Annotated in this window: 18 protein-coding genes; 5 read left to right on the plus strand and 13 right to left on the minus strand. The window is 43.2% G+C overall.

Annotation, left to right across the window (positions count from 1 at the left end):
* Positions 1–142: 142 nt before the first annotated feature.
* On the minus strand, positions 143–1,417 hold the full coding sequence (locus JMX13_RS05420; RefSeq protein WP_201610569.1) for a saccharopine dehydrogenase family protein: 1,275 nt from the start codon (positions 1,415–1,417) through the stop codon (positions 143–145).
* 271 nt (positions 1,418–1,688) lie between these two features.
* Positions 1,689–2,939, minus strand: a complete 1,251-nt coding sequence (locus JMX13_RS05425) for a carboxynorspermidine decarboxylase (RefSeq protein WP_201610571.1) — start codon at positions 2,937–2,939, stop codon at positions 1,689–1,691.
* 176 nt (positions 2,940–3,115) lie between these two features.
* On the opposite strand from JMX13_RS05425, the gene JMX13_RS05430 reads away from it, so the two are divergent.
* Complete coding sequence (locus tag JMX13_RS05430) at positions 3,116–3,781, plus strand: DUF924 family protein (RefSeq protein WP_201610573.1); 666 nt, start codon at positions 3,116–3,118, stop codon at positions 3,779–3,781.
* Between the two features lie 135 nt (positions 3,782–3,916).
* Here JMX13_RS05430 and JMX13_RS05435 read toward each other — a convergent pair whose 3' ends face one another.
* Together JMX13_RS05435 and lpxB are read right to left on the minus strand one after the other, a co-directional pair.
* Positions 3,917–4,789 carry a ribonuclease HII gene (locus JMX13_RS05435; protein WP_201610575.1) on the minus strand — a complete coding sequence of 291 codons (873 nt, stop codon included), beginning with the start codon at positions 4,787–4,789 and terminating at the stop codon, positions 3,917–3,919.
* Between the two features lie 102 nt (positions 4,790–4,891).
* On the minus strand, positions 4,892–6,142 hold the full coding sequence (lpxB, locus tag JMX13_RS05440; protein WP_265088396.1) for a lipid-A-disaccharide synthase: 1,251 nt from the start codon (positions 6,140–6,142) through the stop codon (positions 4,892–4,894).
* 508 nt (positions 6,143–6,650) lie between these two features.
* Between lpxB and JMX13_RS05445 the strand changes: the two genes are divergently transcribed.
* A complete protein-coding gene (locus JMX13_RS05445; RefSeq protein WP_201610579.1) occupies positions 6,651–7,733 on the plus strand; it encodes a 3-deoxy-7-phosphoheptulonate synthase in 1,083 nt (360 codons plus the stop codon).
* A 137-nt stretch (positions 7,734–7,870) separates the two neighbouring features.
* On the opposite strand, the gene pepN is transcribed toward JMX13_RS05445, so the two are convergent.
* A complete protein-coding gene (gene pepN, locus JMX13_RS05450) occupies positions 7,871–10,486 on the minus strand; it encodes an aminopeptidase N (protein ID WP_227686230.1) in 2,616 nt (871 codons plus the stop codon).
* A 442-nt stretch (positions 10,487–10,928) separates the two neighbouring features.
* On the opposite strand from pepN, the gene pal reads away from it, so the two are divergent.
* Entirely contained in the window at positions 10,929–11,447 is a 519-nt protein-coding gene (pal, locus tag JMX13_RS05455; RefSeq protein WP_201610589.1) for a peptidoglycan-associated lipoprotein Pal, read from the plus strand.
* A gap of 253 nt (positions 11,448–11,700) precedes the next feature.
* Complete coding sequence (locus tag JMX13_RS05460; RefSeq protein WP_227686225.1) at positions 11,701–12,366, plus strand: 4'-phosphopantetheinyl transferase superfamily protein; 666 nt, start codon at positions 11,701–11,703, stop codon at positions 12,364–12,366.
* A gap of 121 nt (positions 12,367–12,487) precedes the next feature.
* Here JMX13_RS05460 and JMX13_RS05465 read toward each other — a convergent pair whose 3' ends face one another.
* Entirely contained in the window at positions 12,488–13,360 is an 873-nt protein-coding gene (locus JMX13_RS05465; protein ID WP_201544126.1) for a hypothetical protein, read from the minus strand.
* A 629-nt stretch (positions 13,361–13,989) separates the two neighbouring features.
* Between JMX13_RS05465 and JMX13_RS05470 the strand changes: the two genes are divergently transcribed.
* Positions 13,990–14,748: an IclR family transcriptional regulator gene (locus JMX13_RS05470; protein WP_201610591.1), complete on the plus strand. Its 759-nt coding sequence runs from the start codon at positions 13,990–13,992 to the stop codon at positions 14,746–14,748.
* A gap of 140 nt (positions 14,749–14,888) precedes the next feature.
* On the opposite strand, the gene mmsB is transcribed toward JMX13_RS05470, so the two are convergent.
* The 7 genes from mmsB to JMX13_RS05505 form a co-directional block, all read right to left on the minus strand.
* Complete coding sequence (gene mmsB / locus JMX13_RS05475) at positions 14,889–15,827, minus strand: 3-hydroxyisobutyrate dehydrogenase (protein WP_201610599.1); 939 nt, start codon at positions 15,825–15,827, stop codon at positions 14,889–14,891.
* Between the two features lie 122 nt (positions 15,828–15,949).
* The gene (locus JMX13_RS05480; protein WP_201610601.1) at positions 15,950–17,182 is read right to left on the minus strand and encodes an enoyl-CoA hydratase/isomerase family protein; all 1,233 of its coding nucleotides are present in this window, start codon (positions 17,180–17,182) and stop codon (positions 15,950–15,952) included.
* Between the two features lie 57 nt (positions 17,183–17,239).
* Positions 17,240–18,022: an enoyl-CoA hydratase gene (locus JMX13_RS05485; RefSeq protein ID WP_201610603.1), complete on the minus strand. Its 783-nt coding sequence runs from the start codon at positions 18,020–18,022 to the stop codon at positions 17,240–17,242.
* Positions 18,023–18,127: 105 nt separating this feature from the next.
* Positions 18,128–19,288: an acyl-CoA dehydrogenase family protein gene (locus tag JMX13_RS05490; RefSeq protein ID WP_201610605.1), complete on the minus strand. Its 1,161-nt coding sequence runs from the start codon at positions 19,286–19,288 to the stop codon at positions 18,128–18,130.
* A 187-nt stretch (positions 19,289–19,475) separates the two neighbouring features.
* Positions 19,476–20,960 (minus strand): CoA-acylating methylmalonate-semialdehyde dehydrogenase, encoded by a 1,485-nt coding sequence (locus JMX13_RS05495; RefSeq protein WP_201610608.1) that lies wholly within the window; start codon positions 20,958–20,960, stop codon positions 19,476–19,478.
* A 305-nt stretch (positions 20,961–21,265) separates the two neighbouring features.
* Positions 21,266–23,311, minus strand: coding sequence for a propionate--CoA ligase (locus tag JMX13_RS05500; RefSeq protein WP_201610616.1), 2,046 nt, complete (start codon positions 23,309–23,311; stop codon positions 21,266–21,268).
* 220 nt (positions 23,312–23,531) lie between these two features.
* Positions 23,532–25,202, minus strand: a complete 1,671-nt coding sequence (locus tag JMX13_RS05505) for a fatty acid--CoA ligase (RefSeq protein ID WP_201610618.1) — start codon at positions 25,200–25,202, stop codon at positions 23,532–23,534.
* Positions 25,203–25,392 lie beyond the last annotated feature (190 nt).

A 25,392-nucleotide genomic window follows, 5' to 3' on the forward strand; every position in this document is an offset into this window, starting at 1 on the left:
CTGTCTAGCGCGACAATTTTCCTTATACCATTCATAGTAATTATTTTTATAATAGAAATAGGCACACAAAAAAGCATCCTATCAAGCCATGGCTCAATAGGATGCTTTTTATTTAACAGACAATAAAAGCTAACGCAAGAATTTAAATATCAAACTCAAGCGCTCTATCGCCTTCACTATCTTTGATACGCGTTGGCAAACCAATTTTATTCAATAAATTGATAAATGGCTTGGCATCAAGCTCTTCGACGTTGACCATCTTGCCAGCATCCCACTCACCAGTTGCGACCAGCATGGCAGCAGCGACGGGTGGTACGCCTGCGGTATAAGAAATACCCTGGCTACCAACTTCATTATAAGCTTCTTTATGGTCTGAGATATTATAGATAAATACCTCACTATCAACGCCATTAATTTTGCCTTTAACTTTGTCACCGATACAGGTCTTACCCGTATAATTTGGCGCAAGCGAACTTGGATCTGGTAGTACCGCTTTGACCACTTTTAGCGGAATCACTTCTTGTCCTTCAGCAGTCATCACCGGCTGCTCGGACAATAGACCTAGGTTTTGTAGCACAGTGAAGACATTAATATAATGCTCACCAAAACCCATCCAAAAACGAATATTAGGCACATCTAAATTGGCTGATAAGGAATGAATCTCGTCATGACCACTTAAATAGCTATTTTGCACGCCAACAACAGGTAGATCGTCAGTACGCTTCACTTCAAACATCTTGTTCGATTGCCACTTGCTGTCCTGCCAAGAGTAGACCGTACCGGTGAATTCACGGAAGTTAATCTCAGGATCAAAGTTGGTGGCGAAGTATTTACCGTGGCTGCCCGCATTGATATCAATAATATCGATATCAGTCACCGAGCCTGCATCCATCATGTCATAGCCAAGACGCGCATAGGCGTTGACCATACCGGGATCAAATCCTGCACCCAAAATTGCCGTGACATTATTGTCCGCACAGCGCTGTTTACGCTTCCATTCATAGTTGTCATACCATGGCGGCGTTTCACAAATCTTGCGAGGATCTTCATGAATAGCAGTATCGATATACGCCACACCAGTCTCAATACAGGCTTCTAATACGGTCATATTCACAAATGCCGAACCGACATTGATCACGATTTGAATACCCGTGTCTTGGATCAGCTGTATCAGCGCTTGGGTATCCAACGCATCAACTTGATGCGTATGTAATACCGCAGGCTGCTTAAAGCTGTTTTTTTCTATGACGCTTTGGGCAATGGCATCGCATTTATCTTGAATACGGGAGGCAATATGAATCTCGCCAAGTACGTCGTTATGCATCGCACATTTATGCGCGACCACTTGGGCGACACCGCCTGCACCAATGATAAGTACATCTTTTTTGCTTGGTTTAGCTTGTTGGTTTGTGTTCAAAGAACAATCCTCCTTTGTGCCCCTGTCGATACCATTGATATTGGCTATGCAAAACAGAAACGAGTGAATGATATGCGTGAATTAAAAAGGAAGACCGAGGAAAACCCACGCACCCGTTAGACAAACCTTACTGCATTTGCCAATGGCAATTATAACAATTTTTACTTACTTTTCGGCAAAAATTACAACATAACTTAGAAAATTCGAGAACAATCCTCATTTCTAGATAGTTGTTTGGCAGTGTCATTTAATAATCCCAAGCATAATAGTGTTATGACAAGCTTGCTTTGTAATCTTGATAATCGAATTCGCGCTGGATATCGATACTGCCATCTAAACGACGGATAACAATCGCTGGCATATTAACGCCGTTAAACCAGTTCTTCTTTACCATGGTATAACCGGCAGCATTGCCAAAGGTCACGGTGTCACCTATTTTTAGATTGTTTCGCAAGACATATTCACCAAAAATATCACCTGCCAAACAAGAACGACCATAGATAATCGTATTATCAGCTGATTTAGCGTTCTCGCTGATGGGTGCGATATTGGTAGGGTCGATACCAAGAGAGGCAATATTAATTAAATCACTATTAACAGCCACTATCGGCGCAGACTCACGGTAAATTAGCAAATCCAGCATATGTGCTTCAATGGATGCATCTACTACAGCGAGATTTTTTTCATTGTGCATGGTATCTAATACCGTCGTGACCAATGAGCCCGCGCCATGAATACTCGCCTCACCCGGCTCTAGATAAACTTGTACGCCGTATTTTTCGCTAAAGCCTTTTAATCTTTCTGCCAGTTTTTCTAATGGATAATCAGGCGCGATAAAATGAATACCACCGCCCAAACTGACCCATTCAAGCTGTGCTAGGACGTCACCAAATCTGTATTCAATATCGGCCAAGCTTGCACTAAATGCCTCAAAGCTGTCATTTTCACAGTTGTTATGAATCATAACCCCAGTGATATCACCAAGTACTGCGGTAATCTTATCTTTATCATGCTCACCAAGGCGACTAAAAGGACGGGCAGGATCAGCGATAATAAAGGACGAGTTACTGGTCTTTGGATTTAAGCGCAGCCCGACTGGGATGTTTTTTGCCGCCGCTCGACCTTTAAAAGCATTTAATTGCGAGATAGAATTAAAAATAATTTTATCCGCATAACTTAACACTTCGTCGATTTCATCCGCGCTATAAGCGACGCTGTAAGCATGGGTTTCTTTTTTATTTTGGTTATTAACATTATTGTTATTATCGTCGCTATTATTACCAAAGGTCTCGTAGCCCAATCGCACCTCATTTAACGAAGACGAAGTCGTACCATGCAGATAGGGTTCCATCACATCAAAAACACCCCAAGTTGCGAAACATTTGAGCGCGAGTAAAGCCTTGGCGCCCGATAGCTCGCACAGACGAGCGATAATCTGCATATTTGCGACAATCGCCGCTTCATCAAGCAAGTAGTAAGGTGTTTTCAGGGCGACAGGAGAGATAGCTTGTGTTGATTTCATAAGAGATAACCTAATAGCTTTAACAATATACGGCGATAATAGCTTAATGCTAACGATGGTTTAATGGCGTACTTTGATACAGTCATGACACGTTATCACACATTGTGACAAGGCCAAATGACAGGGCCAAATAAGTGCGCTATAGTAGACTAAATTCATCATAATTAGAATAGCTTATGTCACTCTCAACCGATTATTCCACCTCAAAAAGCCATGTCAATTCATCGCTCCTCGATCCAAAAAGTATAAATTTAGACCATCTCGATTCGGATGCACGTGCCGTATTGGATTTTTGGTTCAATGAAGACAATGAGCCATATTGGTTTGAAAAAAATGAGGACTTTGATAAACAGATAGATGTTAAATTTGGTAAGATTTGGCAAGCAGCAAAACAAGGGGAATGCGTGACTTGGCGAATCGCAAATGCGCCAGCCGATAGCAACAGCTCTCTCACTTCTTTGGCAGGAAGATTGGCAGAAATTATTGTCTTAGATCAATTTTCACGTAATTTATGTCGTGGTCAATCGGATGCCTTTGCGCAAGACAGCATGGCCGTAGCATTGGCACAAGAAGCTATTGGGCAGCCGCATTTTGATAAACTACCGACGCAGTGGCGTAAATTTATTATCATGCCTTTTATGCATTCTGAATCAGCGATGATTCATAAACGCTACCTACCTCTGTTTGAACAATTAAATGATACCAACACGTTAGAATTCGAGCATCGCCATAAGGACATTATTGAAAAATTTGGCCGTTACCCACATCGTAACGACATCTTAGATCGTGAATCCACTGACGAAGAAGAAGCTTTCTTGGAGCAGCCGAACTCGTCTTTTTAAGTATTTCTTCAGCTTTAAGACATTCTTACTATTGAACGATGAAATAAAAACCACCTATTTAAAATAAATAGGTGGTTTTTATATTTAAATGATAGCAAATTTTTACTTAGGCTATTCTACTAAAATTTTAACAACCTACCTCTTGTCCTTTTCGGTATGTGCTACGTTCTCGAGCGCTTTTCTAATGGGTGCAAAACTACGTCTATGCGCGGTTAATACGCCATGCTTTACGATAGCCTCCATGTGAGCGCGAGTCGGATAGCCTTTATGCTTGGCAATGCCAAATTCAGGATGCTCAGCATCAAGTGCATACATGGTTTTGTCACGGCTTACCTTTGCTAAGATACTGGCTGCGGCAATACTGGTATGACGTGCATCACCTTTTATCCAAGCTTGACAGTCAATTACTGGCTCTTTTATACCAAGTTTAGCAAGGCTTGCATAATCTAAATCTGGACAGCGATTGCCATCAATCAACACCTCAAACTGCTTTTCATGCGCCATATTAAGGTGCTTGGCAACCATCTTGACTAATATCTCTGAGCATAAACGCATACCTAGCATCGTTGCTTGCAAGATATTTACTTGATCGATGACCGCTGCGGGTATATCAGCGACGATGTGCCCGACTGCATGCTGCTGTACTAATGGATAAAGAAGGTCGCGTTTTTTTTCACTCAGCTGCTTAGAATCCGTCAATATAGATAACGGCGTGCCTCTGAGTGGCTGCGCCTCAATCAGCCCTGACCAAGTTGCAGGTAGTATCGCAGCCGCCACATTGACGCTTCCCAACAGAGGTCCACGCCCTGCTTCATCCACACCAATTTGTATAGGTGCTTTTTCGCTCCCTTCATTTATCAGATATTGCGCCAATAGTTCAGCAATATTTAACTGACCAGATAACTGTATCGGTGCCGCCAGTTGAATATACTGTCCTTTAATATCTACTTGCTCAATAAGAAGGTTGATTGGCGTAAAAGGATTTTCGCTGCAGGATGGGTTACTCATAAAATTGTAATGTCTTATTTATTAATAGATTGAAGTGTTGTTCAAACAATATTGGAGCTACTTTACTGATGCTTAGTGAATTTGGGTTTAGTTTACTTAGGTTTAGTGAGCTTGGGATTGATGAATGTCTTGTAAGAACCACTGCTCAATCACGCTATTAGCAGGGTCATGATTGCTCTGTTGTTGTAATAAATGCTTGGTATCAATGAGCGCTTTTAATTGCTCGGCATACGCGCGTGGCTGCAACAGACGCATCACGGTACGACAGATATTATCGCCACTCGCCTGCTCCTGGATAAGCTCTGGCACAATCGCGCTATCTGCCAAAATATTGGGTAAGCCGACATAAGGAACTTTGACCAAACGCTTGGCAATCTGATAAGTCAGCTGATTTAACTGGTAAATCACCACCATTGGACGCTCAAGCAGCATGGCTTCCAGGGTTGCTGTACCCGATGCTAGCATCACCATGTCTGATGCAGCCATCGCCTGCTGACTAAACGCAGGCTGGCTTTCATCATAGACCACCACAATTGCTGCTCGCAGTTGCTCTGAGCGCTTATCAATGACATCTTGTACAATATATTGATGATTTTGATCGACCGTTGGAATGATAAAGCAAAGCTTGGGGTCCAATAAAATCAGCTTTTGAATGCCATCGAGCATCAATGGCAAGATGGCGGTAATTTCACCACGTCTGGAGCCTGGCATGACACAGATAAGCTGACTGACATGATCAAAGCGGTCAATGAAAAACTGCTGTAAGCCGTCATTATGCCAGACCAATTCACTACGGCGCTGATTGACGGGTGTCTCTAGCAACGTCTGATCAATAGTGCGTAATAGCGGATGACCGACACAAATCGCTGGATGATTATGACGCTCATAAACCGGCAGCTCGAACGGAAATAGACACAAGACTAAATTGGTTGCCGCTTTAATATTATGAATACGCGACTCACGCCATGCCCAAATAGAGGGACTGACATATTGTACGCAGAACACCCCTTGCGGCTTTAATTTTTTAGCCACTCTTAAATTGAAATCAGGGGCATCGATACCGATAAACCAATCAATATCAGCGGCTTTAAAGGCACTTAATAACTCACGCCGAGCTTTAAGCAAATCGGGCAATTGCGCCATAACTTCCACCAAACCCATCACCGCCAAACGTGATAACGGGAAAATACTTTGCAGCCCTTGCGCTTGCATCTTTGCGCCGCCTACACCGACCCAAATTATATCATCACGTAGGTTATTCATCTGCTGCATAAAATCTGCGCCCAAACTATCACCTGACACTTCACCAGCGACGATACCGATGACCAATGGCGCAGCAGTTACGTCAGGCATTTCATCATAAGCATTATAGGCGTCAAGCGCTGACGTCAAATCAGAAGGTTGGTGAGGCATAGCAGAATCTGTCATGACAAGCTCTCAATATAAATTAGTGCCGCTAAAGTAGCACAGTTAAAATAGGACAAAGAATACAATATATATTATAAAATATAGTATATGAAATCGCTTATAAGATGCCCATCAAAAGCTATCTTAGTAGCATTTATAAGGCTTAATCTCAATTTATAAGCTTTAAATATAAGTCTTACATTTGGCTGTTGACAAGTTCATCATACGTGACAGCGCTACAAATAGCCAAATTAGCCAATATTTGCACAGACAAAATCAGCGCTCACTTTAACGCATATTAGGCTTAGCACATCGCTCAGACTTGGCAATGATAACGAAGTTTTACTCTCAGCATTCCAGTTAGCAGTCAATTAACTGCACGACTGCCCTTGTCAACCGGCGCTTTTGTCCGCATAATGAAACTCCCTATAAATCAGCTAGACGATATATAATCATGACAACACCAGTTACCCATAATGCAGATATTGACGACGTGAATATTGAAAAATTCATTCCTTTAATCACTCCCGCTGAGCTAAAGTCTGAGCTACCTTTGTCGAAAGACGCCTATAACACGGTCTTAAAAGGTCGCAATACCATCCAAGATATCTTAGATGGTAAAGACAAGCGTCTATTTGTGGTTATTGGTCCCTGCTCTATTCACGATATTAAAGCCGCGCACGAATATGCCGATCGCTTAGCCGTATTGGCAAAAGAGATTGAAGACAGCATCTTCGTTGTGATGCGTGTCTATTTTGAGAAGCCGCGTACCACAGTTGGCTGGAAAGGCATGATTAACGACCCTGATATGAACGATAGCTTTGATATCGAAAAAGGTCTGCGTACTGCCCGTAAGCTACTGCTTGATTTGAATGAGAAAGGTCTGCCGTGCGCCACTGAAGCGTTAGACCCGAATACGCCGCAATACATGCAGGATTTGATTAGCTGGTCAGCGATTGGCGCGCGTACGACCGAAAGCCAAACGCATCGTGAAATGAGCTCAGGCTTATCATGCCCAGTTGGCTTTAAAAACGGTACCGATGGCGGCATGACGGTTGCTGTGAATGCTATGCAAGCAGTCAAAGAAGGTCACAGCTTCCTTGGTTTATCAGCAGATGGCAAAGTCTCTATCATCAAATCTAAAGGCAACCCTTATGCACACGTAGTATTACGCGGTGGTGATGGCAAGCCTAACTATGATGAAACAGCTGTAGCGCAAGTAGAAAACGAGCTGGCTAAAGGCAAGACCAATAGTAAGATTATGATTGACTCAAGCCATGCCAACTCGGGTAAAGATCCGTATCTGCAACCAATGGTCATCCAAAACGTTGCCGAGCAGATTAAAAACGGTAATAAATCTATCATCGGTCTGATGATTGAGAGCCATCTAAAAGGCGGCAATCAAAAACTAACCGCTGATTTGAGCCAGCTTGAGTATGGCAAGTCTATCACCGATGGTTGCTTAGATTGGGATAGCACGGTCACTGCCATGCGCAATCTACGTGACATGGTTAAAGACGTATTGCCGAATCGTTAATAACGATTGGTCATAATGAATCCTTATTGACCACTCAATAAAAAAGCCCGTTTGATATTAGATATCAGACGGGCTTTTTTGTACTTTCTAACTTATTAATCTTCCTTTATAAGCATTAACTTATAAAGTACTGCTCTTTACGCACTTGCAGAACCTTCAGTTGCCGCACCTAAAACACTGTTTAAGCTTTCAATTACATGCTTAGAAGTCGCTTGCTTTTGCAGTCCAATCAACTGCTCATGCGCCATTTGACGACGTGGTTCAGCCAAGGTATTCCAACGTGCCAGCACTTGTAATAAGCGTGAGGCTAACACAGGGTTGGTATCATCTAGCTTTTTAATCACAGCAATATAAATATCTAAGCCTTCATCTGTCCATAAGACCGTTGGCTGCGAGGTAAAGGCACTAATGACCGAACGTACACGGTTGGGCGTATTCCAATCAAAGTCTTTATGAGCAAGCAAGGATTTAATAGTATCAGGCGTGACCGTATCAGCAGACGCTTGCACGCTAAACCATAAATCGATGACCAAATCATTATTTTGGAAGCGCTTATAAAAGTCCGCCAAATAGGCATCAGCATTTGCTAGTTGATGATTGACCATCGCTTTTAACGCACCAAAACGTTCTGTCATACAACTGGCATTATCATATTGCTGCTGCGCCCATTCAGCTGCATCGGCAATATCGGCGGTCAGTGCCATATCTAACACCACATTACGTAAGGCACGCGTACCACGAGCAGCAGCACTATCTTCATAAGCCTGCATAGGTAGCTGTGTATAAAGCTCAGACCATTGATCTTTTAGTGCCTCTGCCAGCTGCTGATATAAGCTTTCGCGCTGCGCTTTCACCAACTCTGGATCGTAATCTTTATGAATGGCAGATGCCAACTCTGGCGCTGACGGAATATCCAGCAAACGCGCCGCCAACATCGCATCAGTAGCAGCCAATTCAGGTAAAGTTTGCGCTACTGCTTGCAAATACACGTCCGGACAGCTTTTCGCGCCGTGTCCTTGGAGTAAAATACGATTGACCAGCATTTGTGTCACTTGCCAGCGATTAAAACCATTATCCTCATATTTTAGTAAAAATGCCAAATCTTCATCTTGATAATCATAATTGAGCTGTACTGGCGCACTAAAATCACGTAGCAAAGATACCACGGGCTCACTCGCTACATTCTCGAAGGTAAAGGTTTGGCTTGATTGATCGAGCAGCAGCATACGCTCAGCGACGATAGCGCCAGAATCTTTATCAAATAACGCTGTCGCTACTGGAATCGGCAGTGGTTTTGGCGCATCAAAGCCACTGACATGGCGGGTTTGCTGACTCAAAGTAATCGTTAACGTTTGCGTAGCGCTATCATAATCCTGATGACCAGACACCACTGGTGTACCGGGTTGGCTATACCAATCGATAAAGTCTTCAATCTTGCTATCGGTAATACTAAGCGCTGACAAAAAGTCTTCAACCGTGACCGCTTGGCCATCATAACGACGGAAATACTCATCCGTACCTTTACGGAAGTTATCTGGCCCCAAGGTATTGGCAATCATACGGACGATTTCAGCGCCCTTTTCATAAACAGTAGTGGTATAAAAGTTATTAATCTCCACGAAGCTCTCAGGGCGTACAGGGTGCGCCAGTGGTCCCGCGTCCTCAGCAAACTGATGAGCACGCAAGGTCGCCACATCATCGATACGCTGGACGGCACTGGATTGCTGGTCGGCTGAGAACGATTGGTCACGATAAACCGTAAAGCCTTCTTTTAAACACAGCTGAAACCAATCGCGGCACGTGATGCGATTACCCGTCCAGTTATGAAAATACTCATGGGCAATGATGGATTTGACACTAAAGCTACGAGAATCTGTGGTTGTCTCAGGGCTAGATAAGACACAAGCGGTATTGAAAATATTCAGACCTTTATTTTCCATCGCGCCCATATTAAACTGACTAACGGCCACAATCATATAACGGTCTAAATCATAAGCGCGGCCATAATTAACCTCATCCCATTGCATCGAGTCTTTCAAAGCCTGCATACCGACAGCACATTTATCGATATCTTCAGACTTAGCATATAGCTCAAGCATCACCTCACGCCCTTCACTGGTCGTATAGCTGTCAGTCAATACATCCAAATCAGCGATGACGCAAGCAAACAGATAGCTTGGCTTATTGGTTGGGTCTTGCCAAATAGCATAATGACGCTCAGGCGCATCTACAACTTCACCCGCTTCGAGCAAATTACCATTACTCAATAGCGTTGGAAAACGCTTATCGGCTTCCAAGCGTGTGGTAAATATCGCTAGCACATCAGGACGGTCTGGATAAAAGGTAATCTTGCGAAAGCCCTCTGGCTCACACTGGCTGACAAACATCGTATCATCACCACTACCAGCGATATATAAGCCTTCGAGCGCCGTATTGGTATGCGGATGGATGCGTACTTGTAGCTGTAATCTTGTATTTTCTGGAGCATCGGTAATGGTTAATTTGCCCTCAGCTTGTGTATAACGATCACTAGCAAGCGGCTCATCATTAAGCTTAATAGACATCAGCTCAAGCGCTTCGCCATACAGCACCAAGTCACCTTCAGTCTGACGCTGCATCATCAAGGTGCTATCTACAACGGCATGATCATCAAAGAGCTTAATATCCAAATCAACGGTTTCGACATCAAAGCTTGGTGGTCTATAATCTTTTAAATGAATTTTACTTGGAGCATGTGGCGGCACATCTGGCATGTCAGGGTTAATAATTTGAGCAGCGGTTTCAGTGGCGGACATAGATATTCCTATTATTATTTATGATAAAAAGCTTGTGATAAAAATGTATGGTCAGTTACGTTCGAGCGAGTCATCAGTGCAAATTACATTATAGTTAAACTTTTAGTGACACCTAGCTACATTGACCTAAAGCACCAAATTTCAAGTACGATGATCAATAAAATCGATTTAAATACTCATGCTCTACTCTTCGCTCATCGTAATATTGATTATTACATCAACACTAAGATTAAGGACAAAACTTTAATTAAAATCTACATATCTCTATTTAAGTTCTCGAATTATTTACAGTAATAGTACTTACATAAAGTAACATTTAGTATATGATAGATAGCAATTGCCTAAGTTTTACTAAAGCAGTTTACAACAACAAATATCATTAAAATTTTAGGAGCTCATTATGTCAACAAGTTTTTCAAAAATCGCTGCCCTAGCAGTATTATCAAGCGCTGTAGTACTAGCATCAGGTTGTGCTAACAAACGCGCGACTTCAGAAGTTGTGGTTGCCCCACTAGGTATCCCAGGTGGTCAAGCGGGTTATAACGGCGCAGTTATCGTTGGCAACTCAAATGCTGTTATTACTGGTGCCGAAAATATACAAGCAGTGGTTTACTTTGCTTTTGATAGCAGTGAAATCACTTCACAAGCCGCTAGCGTATTAAATCAACATGCAAGCCTACTAAGCTCAAATCCAAACGCCGGTGTTGTTATCGCTGGTCACACCGATGAGCGCGGTAGCCGTGAATATAATATCGCTCTAGGTGAGCGCCGTGCCCAAGCCGCACGTGATTACCTAGCTGCCCAAGGCGTTGCGGCAAATAATATCCGTGTTATTAGCTACGGTGAAGAGCGTCCTGCTGCTGCTGGTACGAATGAAGATGCCTATGCACAAAACCGCCGTGCTGAGTTGTCTTACTAATATAATAGCCATTCAATAAGAATTTATTAGTATTCATTCTTTAGCACTAAGAAGCCTAGCAATCATATTGTTGGGCTTTTTTTATTCTATTACGCTAAGATGAGTGTATAAAAGACTTTAGATTCTAAGAGTTTTTAATCATAACAAATTTTAAAGCTAAATCTCTTAACCACTATAAGCTATCAGCCTTTACTATAAATAAATGATACAAATCTTAAACTTACATAATATTCAATATACTCAGCTTAACCCCATGACATGGTGCGCGACAGCTGAAGTAACTGCACCTTTCTCTCAAAATCGCGTGTATTTATTGAGTAATTCGCCAGTTCCATCTGCACGCGAAACCGCCTATCATCAGCGCATGCAACAACGCGCTGGCGTGCGCCTTTTATTACAGTCACTACTTGATAAGCTAAATATTATTGACAGTTTGGACGATACAAGCTTTCCCTATCGACTTGTTGACAGTCAATATTATGTGTGTTTTAGCCATACTGGGGCAAGTAATAAACCCGCTAATCATAAACATAAGAATGAAAAAGCATTTGAAGGTTTAGACAATAAAGTCGCTGTTGTCATTAGTCCTTATTGCCCTGCAGGCATCGATATAGAAGTTAATAATGTTAAATGGCAAGTGGTGCAGCGATTTTATCATGCTAATGAAATAGTCATCTTGCAAACTCTACCAACTGTTCAACGAGATATTATCGCTAAGTTACTATGGCAAATAAAAGAGAGTTTTATCAAGATTTATCAATATAAGCTGGCGCAAGGTTTAGGAATAGATTACTCCTATCTCATTGCTGATTTAATACGTGGCGTTACAAGCAATTCACCTTTACTGGTATTTAGCGATAACAAAAGCAATTACTATATTACTCTGTCACTCTATCAGCAAACCGTGATTGTTCATTAACGATTTTTTAATTCAATCAAAGTTGTGCTAAGTGATTTTAGACCAAAAAAAACGATCCTCGAAAGGATCGTTTTTTTATTACTACTTATCTTCTAATAACAGTCGTTAAACTGTGATTAGCTTAGAAGCGGTAAGTTGCACCAACTTTAACAATTGGCATCCACTCTAACCAATCTTTATCTTCTAGCTCTTTTTCTGCTTTAGAAGCAACTTGGCCAGCAGTAGTAGTAAGCTTATTGCCGTTTGCATCTACATAGTTAACTACACTATTAGGATCCTGTGCACGAACGGTTGCATCAGTTTGACCCATGTACGCTGCGCCGATTTCACCAAACAAACCAAAGTTGTTAGTGATATTAGGACGGAAACCGATAGTAGCGTAAGGTGCTAACTTGTTACGGTGTTCCATAGTGCCTTGAAGGGTACCTACATCAGCAGAATTATATTGCTGACCATCAATTTTAAAGAAACCACCATCAGCATTTGCAGTTACATCAAGGTCGTTATCAGGTACGATGATACCAGCACCCATTGTGAACCAGTTCGCCATAGGACGTAATTGTACGCCTAAGTACGGGTTGCTAAAATCTGCATCAACGTCATAGTTTACATCACCAGCGTCAAAATCACCGCCGAATAGGTCAGCAACATCGCCGCCTGCCCAACCAGCTTGTAGTTCAGTTTTGTCGTTAAGCGCCCAACCGATGTTAGCACCATAACCTAGTGTACCAACTTCAGCGCTGATAGCAGCTGGATGAGTAACAGTTTGGAAGAAAGTTTTAGTACCACCAACAACAGCACCAGTAGTATTACGTACAACACCAGCATCAGCATTGTATGCATAAGCAGGTTGTACTTCATAAGCAACAGCTACTGGCTCAGCTTCGTATACAACTGCGTCATTACCGTCTACAACGATAACTGGCTCAGCTGCTAATGCAGCACTTGATGCTAAAACAGCAGCAGAGATAGCTGTCAATTTAATAAGTTTCATAAATACTCTCCTAAAGTGTGAAATAACTCGCCCATAAAAAATGATAATTTAGCTTCTTTTTAAACGACCATTTTTGTTGAGCTGATTAAAACAATTTTGGCTCCAAAAGTCACCCCCATGGATGCGCTTTTTATTTGCCGTTATGTAAAGATTGCATAGATATTGTAATAATTGCTACACCAACCGGTAAAACTTCGCGTTCCTGTTACACAACACTCTCAAAGCAACCGAATAGTACAAACATGAATATTGAATTGCTTAACGCTCATGTAAAGGTATTACAAAACATGTCAGTATAATGACCTACCTCACACATTAACTCAATTACAGTTATAGAGTTTATTACTACAGTTTGTTTTCGTTTGTGAGTTAACGTATCTAACATTACCTAAACCACAGATTACCTAAAAAACAGATAGGCCAAAAGTACGACCATGTAGGAAATCGGTATGGTACATAAATGTGTTTATATATAATGAGATATAAGCTTGTCTAAGCGCTATATTGTGCTAAATTATACTTAACAATAGATTTGTTTTTAGTCTTCGAATTTATTGACTTCTATTACCTTACTTAAAACGTTATTTTGTTCTTTGCTTTACTCTTATCATTCTTATTGAGCCATTTATATGCCTAAAGTATCGTCGATTACCCGTGTGTTAGAGATTATCGAAGCGGTCTCTTACGCTTCTAAACCCCTCTCACCACTTGAGCTGTCGCAAGAGCTTGATATCCCAAAACCTACTATGCATCGATTGATTCAAAATTTGGTTGATGAAGGGTTTGTTACCGTCGATATTGGTGGTGGTATTATTCCTGGCAAGCGGGTACGTAATTTGAGCGTCGAGCTTTGGCAACAGCGTCAGTTCTTTAATGAGCGTCAGATAATTCTGCACAAATTGGTTGATGAGATTAAAGAGACCTGTGGTATTGCCATTCCTTATCAAATGGATATGATGTATACCAATCGTGCTAACACCTCGTTACCCTTGCAGATTTATCTTCCTGTAGGCGCAAAATCACCGATGTGGTGTACGGCCACGGGTAAGTTGTATCTAAGCCAATTATCTGCGACCAGCCGCGCTAAAATACTGCAAGGCCTACCGCTAGATAAATTCACCAAAAATACGATTACGGATATTGATGCGTTAAATGCTGAGCTTGATCGTATCGCAGAAACGGGTATCGGTATCGATAACGAAGAGTTTATCTCAGAGATGGTAGCGGTGTCGGTACCGGTACTGGATAAAAAATCACGCTATTTGGCATCCTTATATATTCATGCCCCAACCATCCGTGTGTCATTAGACGAGCTAATGACACACGTGCCGCGTTTGCAGACAGCAGCGCAGGATATTCAGGCGTTGGTGTATGAGCTACAAAACTAAAATCTGTATATTGCTAAATAAAAAAAGGTCTGCGCTATAAAACTAGCGCAGACCTTTTTTCTTGCTCATACTATCTATATGAAAAGGTATTAAGACTAAATATAGATAAACGTTCTAATTTAGAAAGCTCCTTAAGAAAACTAAGACAAGACCGAACTGTCATGACGCGCCATAATACTAGAAAAGTCTTTATCGCCATTTTCTAGCGTATGTGCTTCGTAAAGCTCTGTCGCTTTGGCTCCCATTGGCGTCTCAACATTAGTATCCTTAGCCGTTTGCATCGCAAGATTAAGATCCTTTTGCATCAGCTTACTCATAAAGCCGCCTTGATAGCCATTACTAGAGGGTACATTTTCCATCACTTGCGGATAAGGGTTATAGACCTCTAATGTCCAATTACGGCCTGAGCTTTGTAGCATAATATCTGATAGTACTTTAGGGTCAAGGCCGTTTTTGACGCCTAAATTAATTGCCTCTGCCGTTCCCGCCATTAGAATACCTAATAGCATGTTGTTGCAGATTTTCGCCACTTGTCCGGCACCATGGTCGCCTGCATGAAAAATATTTTTCCCCATGACAGCCAGTATCGGCTCGGCTTTAGAAAAGGCTTTATCCTCTCCACCAACGATAAAGGTTAACGTACCAGCGATAGCACCGCCTGTACCGCCAGAGACTGGTGCATCTAAGAAGTCGATACCAAGCTTACTTGCCGACTCTGCAACCAATCTAGCATCAGCTGCTGCGATGGTACTGCTATCGATGACTAATGTACCTTTTGGCAGTTCTGCTAATAAACCGTTATCTCTATCATCGCCTAAATAAACAGAATGGACGTGCTTGCCCGCAGGCAACATGCTGATAATGACCTGTGCATTGCTCGCAGCATCTTTAGGACTATCAGCCACACTGGCACCTGCTTGCTGCAAGCGCTGGGTCGCATCCGCAGACAAGTCATAAACCGATAGCGCATAACCTGCCTTTAACAAGTTCTCTGCCATCGGTGCGCCCATATTGCCAAGCCCAATAAAGGCTATATTTGGCTTGGCAGTATTGTTTGAACCTGAATCTTTTGTACCCATCTCATCGCTCCTTGATGATCGCTTATGTAGGTATTGCTACATAAGTTCTTGCATGATTTATTTAATTGAAATTGTTTGTATTGCTCTATATTTTGTATTGTTTTATAGATACTTAAAGACGCTTAACGCACCAACTGACTGCCTAAGGCTTCGTCACCCAACCAATTATCTAAGGGATGCTCACCTTTAGCATAAGGATTCACAAAATGCTGATGAATGTATGCTTGCCCTTCAGTACTGAGGCAGTCTGTTAATGAACGTGACCATTGTGGATTACGGTCTTTATCAATCAGTAGCGCACGTACGCCTTCTTTGAAATCCGGATTGGCTGCACAATGTACCGCCACGTTGGTTTCTAAATACAGAACTTGCTCTAGCGATAAGTCAGTGACTTTATGATAAAGCGCATAGGTCAGCGCTGCAGTCACTGGGCAGCCATGTCGATAGGTTGCTACGGCTCGCTGCGTCCAACTGTCGGCAGCAAAATCTGCATCAAGTTGTGTAAGCGCTTCGTCGCTTTGTAATAGCGCATCAATATCACCCAAGCCACCGCCGTTCATCAGATGCTGGATAGCACTCCAATGCTGTGCAAGCTTACTAACAGGCAATTTAGCAACTGGTGGCGCTGCCAGTGCGCGGCTCACGATACTATGGGCGCTATTGTTATGACATTGATCTGTGCTACCAGCTGTGGCTTGCCAATTACTCTGTTTTAAAAGTTGTATGACGATATCATAATCACTACTGGCGACTGCATACTCTGCAAGATTGGCCAATAAAGCGTCATTGCCATTACACATGGCACCTGTTAGTCCCAAGAACAAACCTGTTTTAGCCGGCATACGCTGTAGGAACCAACTGCCAGAGGCATCAGGGAATAGTCCAATAGTTACTTCTGGCATCGCAAAGCGGGTACGCTCAGTAACCAAACGATGACTACAACCTGCCATCAAGCCCATACCGCCACCCATAATAATGCCATCACCCCACAGGATAAGCGGCTTAGGGTAAAAGTGCATCTGTCGATAAAGGTTGTACTCACTACCAAAGAACTCTGTCGCATAAGGGTTTGGCAGTGGTGCTGTCTCTGACATACTGTCATAGAGCTTACGGATATCACCGCCAGCACAAAACGCCTTATCGCCCGCCCCTTTTAATACCAATGCCACTATCTGATCGTCACGTTGCCACTGCTCTAGCTGCTCGGCTAATAACTGACACATCTCAACGCTGAGTGCATTTAGAGATTTGGGCGTGTTTAACGTCATTATCCCAATTAAATGACCACAATCTGTCGGCTCAGTATTAAACAATACCGGTGCTTCTTGTTCTTTGTTTTCTGTTACTGCTGTCATAAAAGAGACCTACCAAAATTAAAATGAGTAAAGTAAATATTAAGACATGCCTACGGGCTATTTATTTTGCCAAGTGGGTTTGCGCTTTTCTAAGAATGCTTGCACGCCTTCGCGCTGATCTTTGGTGTCGAATAACTTAACAAAAGCTTCGCGCTCATGGATAAGGTTTTGGGCAGGTGGGGTGTTTCTCGCCGCTTGGATAAGCTGTTTAGAATAAGTGACGGCAACAGGAGACTGCTTAGCGACTTTTTGCGCCAATGCTTGCGCCGCTAATAAACCACCACCTTTTGCCGTGACTTCTTCGACTAAACCAATGCGTAATGCGGTATCAGCATCGACACGCTCACCGCATAATATCATGCGCTTTGCCCAGCCTTCACCAACCAGTAAAGGCAGATTCTGCGTACCGCCTGCACATGGCAACAAGCCTACGCCAGTCTCTGGTAAGGCCATCTGCGCATGCGCTTCTGCAATACGGATATCACAGGCAAGCGCACACTCAAGTCCACCACCCATCGCATAGCCGTTGATGACAGCGATACTCACACCGCGATAAGCTGATAGCGCTTCAAACGCTTCACCAAAAGCGATAGCCATACTGATGGCACGACCTTTATCACCATCTGCAAAATTATTTAAATCTGCACCAGCTGAAAAGAACTTCTCGCCATCGCCATGAATAATTAAGGCATAAACATCATCATTCGCATTGAGGTCAGAAACCAGCTGCTTGAGCGCTGGTAGACTTTCCATCGTCCATGTATGAGCTGGTGGGTTGTTCAATATCACGGTAGCAGTATGACCGTCAATCGATAATTGAAGATTGGTATAATCCGTCATAAATAATCCTTTATTTTATTTGAGTTTGATACGGCTTCTTAAAAAGCAAAGTTATTAAACAGCCATAGAAAACCATAGCGAAATATAAACAGTAGCATTATAAAATCAACGCAATTGACTCAATGCCTCATCTTGTAGCAGCTGACGCGAGACAATCACGCGCATGATTTCATTGGTGCCTTCTAAAATTTGATGAACACGCAAATCTCGCACATGGCGCTCAAGTGGATACTCATTTAGATAGCCATAGCCACCATGTAGTTGCAGAGCTTCATTAGCGACATCAAAACAAAGATCTGTAGAAAGACGCTTGGCCATAGCACAGTAGGTGGATGCTTGCCCATCATTGTTATCGACTTTATTAGCTGCTAAATACAGCATTTGCCTTGCAGTAATGGTTTGAGTGAGCATATCGGCCAGTTTAAACTGTACTGATTGTAAGCTGGCAATCGCGCTACCAAATTGGCTGCGTTCTTGCACGTAATTGGTTGCTGTTTCTAGTGCAGACTGCGCGGTACCCACTGCACAGATACCGATATTAATACGACCGCCATCTAAACCTTTCATAGCGATACGAAAACCTTGGCCTTCCTCACCTATCAGATTTTTTAATGGCACTTTGACATCTTTAAAGCTGATGGTGCGTGTTGGCTGCGCTTTCCAGCCCATTTTATGCTCATTTTTCCCATACTCGATACCGGCGCTATCAGCGTCTACTACAAAAGCTGAAATGCCTTTTGGCCCTACACCGCCTGTACGTGCCATAACCACTAACACATTGGTCGAGCCTGCACCTGAGATAAAGGTTTTTTCCCCATTGAGTACGTAATGGTTGCCTTGCTTATCAGCTTTGGTACGTAACGATGCAGCATCAGAACCGGCGTTCGGCTCAGTTAAGCAGTAACTGCCAAGCCACTCACCGCTGACCATATTTGGCAAATACTTCTTACACAAAGTATCGCTGCCATACTCACCGATCATCCAGCTAGCCATATTATGAATACTCATATAGGCAGCAACCGCCGTATCACCCCATGCCAGTTCCTCAAAAACCATGGCAGAGTCTAAGCGTGGCAATCCCAAACCATCATATTCTGGATTGGTATATAGCCCTAAAAAGCCAAGTTCGCCTGATTTTTTAATCACATCGACTGGGAAATGCGAGGTGCGATCCCATTCAGCCGCATTGGGCCTTAGCTCTTTTTGGGAAAACTGTCTGGCAGTTTGGCGAAAGGCCATTTGATCTTCGGTCAGTGAAAAATCCATAGGGTCATCCTTGTGCTTAAAAAGCAAATATGGTGGAGAGAATTTATTAAATTGTCAATTTAACGTCACTTCTATAATGCCACTTATAATAGCAGCGGCATAACGACAATCACAAAATCATGCATCAGTGTCTAAAAAACATAGTAAGCAAGATGGACGTTACACCGCTAATATAGTGAATTAATGATTAAATTGAAATAGTGGTATTAACCCCGCGGCTCGCCTCATCATCAAACCAGCGCGCCGTGACGGTCTTGGTTTGAGTATAGAATTGCACAGCCTGCTTACCATAAGGACCGAGATCACCAAGTTTACTGGCACGCGAGCCTGAGAATGAGAACATTGGTAGTGGCACAGGAATCGGCAAGTTGATACCGATTTGACCCACCTGAATATCTTGTTGGAACTTATGCGCCGCTGCGCCTGACTGAGTGAATATAGCAGTACCATTGCCATGCGGATTAGCATTCAGCATCTCTATCGCTTCATCTAAGCTGTTAGCACGCATGATACACAGTACAGGTCCAAAGATTTCTTCTTTGTAGATTTGCATATCTGCAGTGACGTTATCAAAGATAGTAGGTCCTACAAAGTTGCCTTTCTCATACCCTTCAACCGTAATACCGCGACCATCAAGAATCAAGCTCGCCCCTTCTTCTACACCAGTACCAATCAAATGCTCAACACGGGCTTTTGCAGCAGGAGAAATCAGCGGACCTAAGTCTTTATCATGCTTACCCGCTGATACAACCAAGCCTTCAGCTTTGGCTTTGATATCATCAATCCACTCACCTGCTGCACCGACTAGTACCACGACTGACAGCGCCATACAACGTTGGCCAGCAGCACCAAATGCCGCACCCGCTAGCTGATTAAGCGTTTGCTCTTTATTGGCATCTGGCAGGATAACACCGTGATTTTTTGCGCCCATCATACACTGAGCGCGTTTGCCCGATTTACTAGCACGCTCATAAACGTGTTTACCGACATTGGTAGAGCCAACAAATGAAACCGCTTTGATGTCTGGGTGATCACAAATAGCATCAACCGTCGCCTTGCCACCATGAACCACGTTTAGTACGCCTTCAGGCACACCCGCTTCAACGGCTAGCTCAACCAAACGCATAGTGACCATAGGATCTTGTTCAGAAGGCTTAAGGATAAAGGTGTTGCCCGTGGCAATCGCCATTGGGAACATCCATAACGGAATCATCGCTGGAAAGTTAAACGGTGTAATGCCTGCGCAGACGCCAAGTGGCTGCCAAATGCTGTAAGTATCAACGCCTGAGGCGACGTTTTCAACGAAATCACCAATCTGCAAGTTAGCAATACCAGCGGCATGCTCAACCACTTCTAAGCCACGAAATACATCACCGCGCGCATCAGCAATCGTTTTGCCTTGCTCGGCCGTTAAGATTTCTGCCAGCTCGTCCATATGTTCACGTATCAATGCTTGATACCTTAAGAAGATACGGGCGCGGGTGGTGATTGGCGTTTTTCGCCAAGTTTGAAAAGCCGTTTGAGCGGCCGCGACTGCTTGGTTAATCTCATCATCGGTGGTTTGCGGAACTTTAGCGATGACTTCCTGCGTGGCAGGATCGGTAATATCAATCCATTCGCTAGTATTAGAATCAACAAATTGACCATTGATGAGCTGCTGAACGTGGTGCATAAGATTTCCTTATCTTGTTTACCGGACTGCCGTGTGACGGTGTCTTCGTGTGCGTAAAAGGTGTTAAAAATAATAAGTTTTTAGCAATCAAATATAATTTTAAAATGATTTGTTTCGTATCGTTATTGACTATAACAATAAAACAATTTTAGGGTCAAGCTCTTTATGTTGCTTTTAGCAAAGTTAATGTTAATGTCCGATTTCTTTATCATTACCGATAAGTTATTGGCGACAATAAAAAAGCCCATGACCATTCATGAGCTTTTTTAGATAAAGGCTATTTTAAAATATACCTAAAAATGTGCTTAGTAATCTTTCATAGATTGTTTAATGGCCTCAATCGCTGTTGGATTATCCAGTGTAGACATATCACCTGTCTCATTACCCTCTGCTAAAGCGCGAATAGCACGGCGTAAGATTTTACCAGAGCGTGTCTTTGGTAATGCTTGCGGGAAATAAATCGCCGCTGGCCTTGCAATACCACCAAGCGATTTGACCACCGCGCCAATGACCTGCTGCTCAATGCGGAAGCGGTTTTCTGTCGTTGCCACTTGCTCATGATCTTTGAGCACACAGAAGGCGATGGGCAATTCGCCTTTTAATTCGTCCTGAATACCGACGACCGCACACTCCGCCATTTCTGGATGGGTGCTGATCGCTTCTTCAATCTCTTGCGTCCCAATACGATGACCGGCAACGTTAATCACATCATCGGTACGTCCTAATATATAAAAATAACCGTCTTTGTCAGTCACGGCATAGTCTGAGGTCGAGTATTGCTTGCCGTCAAATAAACCAAAATAACTGCTAATAAAGCGCTCGTCATTACGCCATACTGTGGTTAAACAGCCCGGCGGTAAAGGTGCGCGAATCGCTAGCAGACCTTTTTCACCTGCAGCACAAGGCTCGCCAGTTTCTTCATTGATGACGTGCGCATCATAGCCATACATGGGATATCCCGGTGAGCCCTGCTTGTGCGGTTTATGATTAAACTTAGGCGTATTACTTAGAATCGGCCAGCCAGATTCTGTCTGCCAATAATGATCTAAAATTGGCACCCCTAAATGCTTCGTAAGCCAATTGGCCGTTGACTCATCCAGCGGTTCACCTGCCAAAAAGAAGGACTTAAGGCTAGAGACATCATATCGCGTCATCCACGTTTCATCTTGTTTTTTCAGCATACGCACACCCGTCGGTGCGGTAAATAGAATATTCACTTTATTTGCTTCAACAATCCGCCACCAAATACCTGGGTTTGGACGATGCGGCAAGCCCTCATACATCACACTGGTCATGCCAGCAAGTAATGGCGCATAAATGGTATAAGAATGCCCAACTGCCCAGCCGATATCTGATATTGCCCAAAACGTCTCGCCCGCCTTGCCATCGTAGATATAATCCATCGACGTCGTCAGTGCCACTGCATGACCGCCCGTATCGCGTTGCACGCCTTTTGGCGTACCAGTGGTACCTGAGGTATAAAGCAAATAAGAGGGCGTGTTAGATTCTAGCCAAACTGGCTCAACAATGGCATTGGCTTCACAGCTGATGCGGCGCTGGGTTGCATAATCCACATCAATAGCTTGCGGCTCAAATGGTAGTACACCGCGATTAACGACTAATACATGCTCTGGCTTGACCGTTGCTTGCTCGATACCCTGATTCACAAGGCTCTTATAGTTAACGACCTTACCGCCACGTAGGCCGGCATCAACGGTAATCACCATTTTTGCTTCGGCATCATCCATACGAATAGCCAGATTGTGCGCGGCAAATCCACCAAACACTACTGAATGTACCGCACCAATACGAGCACAGGCTAACATCGCGTAAGCGGCTTCTAGTATCATCGGCATATAGATAATGACACGATCGCCTTGCTTAATACCGTGACGCTGTAGCACATCTGCGAAATAATTGACTTCTTTATAAAGATCGTTGTAAGTCAGGCGACGCTTGGTATAGTCAGTATAAAACTCAACGTTATTGCCCAAATCTTTAAACGCATCAACCACAGCGGGGAAGGTTTCTATTAACTCTTGGTTAATCTCAGATGAGAGCCAGATAAAAGCATCCTGCTCTGCGCGTTCTTCAAGGTGACGATCGACACAGTTATAGCAGAGATTGGTTTCACCGCCGACGTACCATTTGGCAAACGGCAAATTGCTGTCATCAAGGATTTGCTCAGGTTCTTTATGCCAATAAATACGCTTAGCTTGCTCTGCCCAAAACTGCGCTTTATTTTCAATAGAGGATCGATAAATATCAGCAAAGGTTTGATTGTTAGTTGGCGCTTGAGAGGTTTGGGTTGAAGTTTGGTTGGTCACTGCAGTGGCGGTTTGCTCGCTCATAATAGCTGTCCTTAGCATAAATGATGGGTGATGCGATATATGTATCCGATAATATCATAATATAAGACTGGCTATCCCGGCCAGAACTAAAAAACCGATACGTTATGTATCGGTTTAAAATGTAGCAGAGCGAACGATAAAGGTCAACTATTAAGCACGTAAGCCATTCGATATTTTGCTAGGCGTAAGTATGTTTAAAAGCCGACCACTCCCTAAAACATTACACCTCAGTCTGATTACCATACATCTCGCGCATGACCTTTTTATCATGTTTACCGACCGAGGTTTTTGGTAACTCATCGACAAACTTAAACTGACTTGGCACGCCATATTTGGGAATAATTCCGCGCTCAACGGCTTGCTCAGCAATGGCTTTGATATCATCGGCACTGGTATCTTGGCAGGCAGGTTTGAGTACAATCAAGGCTAAAGGACGCTCGCCCCATTGCTTATCACGTACACCAATCACTGACACATCAGCCACCGCTGGATGTAGCGATAAAATCGTCTCAATCTCTAATGACGATATCCACTCACCGCCTGATTTGATCACATCCTTTAAACGATCGGTGATTTTAATATAACCATCAGGTTGGATGTAGGCGATATCTTGGGTGTGCATATAGCCATTTTCCCACAGCTCTTTACCGGCATCGTCATTTTTCAGATAGCTCTGCGTTAGCCAAGGGGCACGCAGTACCAACTCGCCCGTATTGTCTTTACCCGTACCAACAGGCTGATTGTCAGTATTCCATACTTGGGCGTCCACCATGAGTACCGGCTTGCCCGTCATACAGCGGCGAGCGATATCTTCGTCCTCAGACATCTCAGGCTCATTGAGGCTAAATTCTGTCAAGCTAATAAGGGGTGCCGTCTCTGACATACCATAGCCAGTATAAACTTCAATACCTTGCGCCAACGCTGATTTTGCTAGCCCTTCAGTCAGTTTAGAGCCACCGATAATCATTTTTAGACCCTTAAAACTGGCCTCGCGATCTTGCGCTTCTTTGAGTACCATTTGCAAAATCGTTGGTACGCAATGGGTGATACTGACCTTTTCATTGATAATTAAATCCATCAATACATCAGGTGCATAGCGACCTGGATAGACTTGTTTTAGACCAACCATCGTCGCGGTAAACGGGAAACCCCACGCATGGACGTGGAACATCGGCGTCATTGGCATATAAACATCGCCGTAACTGACGCCTTGCTTGTTGGGCAGCATACCCAATGTCGCCGCCTCTGTGAGGGTATGTAATACCAGTTGGCGATGGCTAAAGAACACACCTTTTGGATCGCCGGTCGTGCCTGAAGTATAAAAAGTTGTGGCAATGGTGTTTTCATCAAAATCCGGGAAATCAAATTCGCTATTGGCCGCCTCTAACAATGCCTCATACTCACCTGTAACGCGGTTTTGGTTACCACCGAAGACGCCTTCGTAAGATACCCCATTGTCATCGAGCCAAATAATATGCTCAATGCTGGAGTTTTCAAACTGATAATCTTTCACCAATGGCGCAAATTCAGAATTGAGTAGTAGCACTTTAGGCTTAGCATGATTGATGGTATAGAGGATTTTTTCGGGCGACAGACGGATATTAACGGTTTGCAGGATATATTCTGACATCGGTATGGCAAAATACGATTCTAAGTAGCGATGACTGTCCCAATCCATGACCGCAATCACATCACCGGCATCAAGATTCAAACTTGCCAAGACATTGGCTAAGCGATTGATACGCCCAAACAACTCTTTATAAGTGAAGCGCTTTTTATCGGCATAAACGATTTCTTGCTCTAGCGACACCGTTTTGGCACGATTTAACAGTTGCTTGACGATTAGCGGATAATCGTAGGCTGACGGCGCACTATGATAAATATTTGACATAAATCTGACTTCCTTGTGGGTGGTTTTAATTATTTTAAAGCACTTTTGATAGCTATTTTAATAGGTCAGGAAACATATAAAAACTTAGCATTTTTATTGTCTTTTTTACCATTATGAGTGGTATAAACGCGGTTATAGATGATTGTGATGCTTATCGTCATTCTTGATAAGCTCTATTGATAGTAAGAAA

This window comes from Psychrobacter immobilis, from assembly GCF_904846285.1.
GTDB lineage: Bacteria > Pseudomonadota > Gammaproteobacteria > Pseudomonadales > Moraxellaceae > Psychrobacter > Psychrobacter immobilis_D.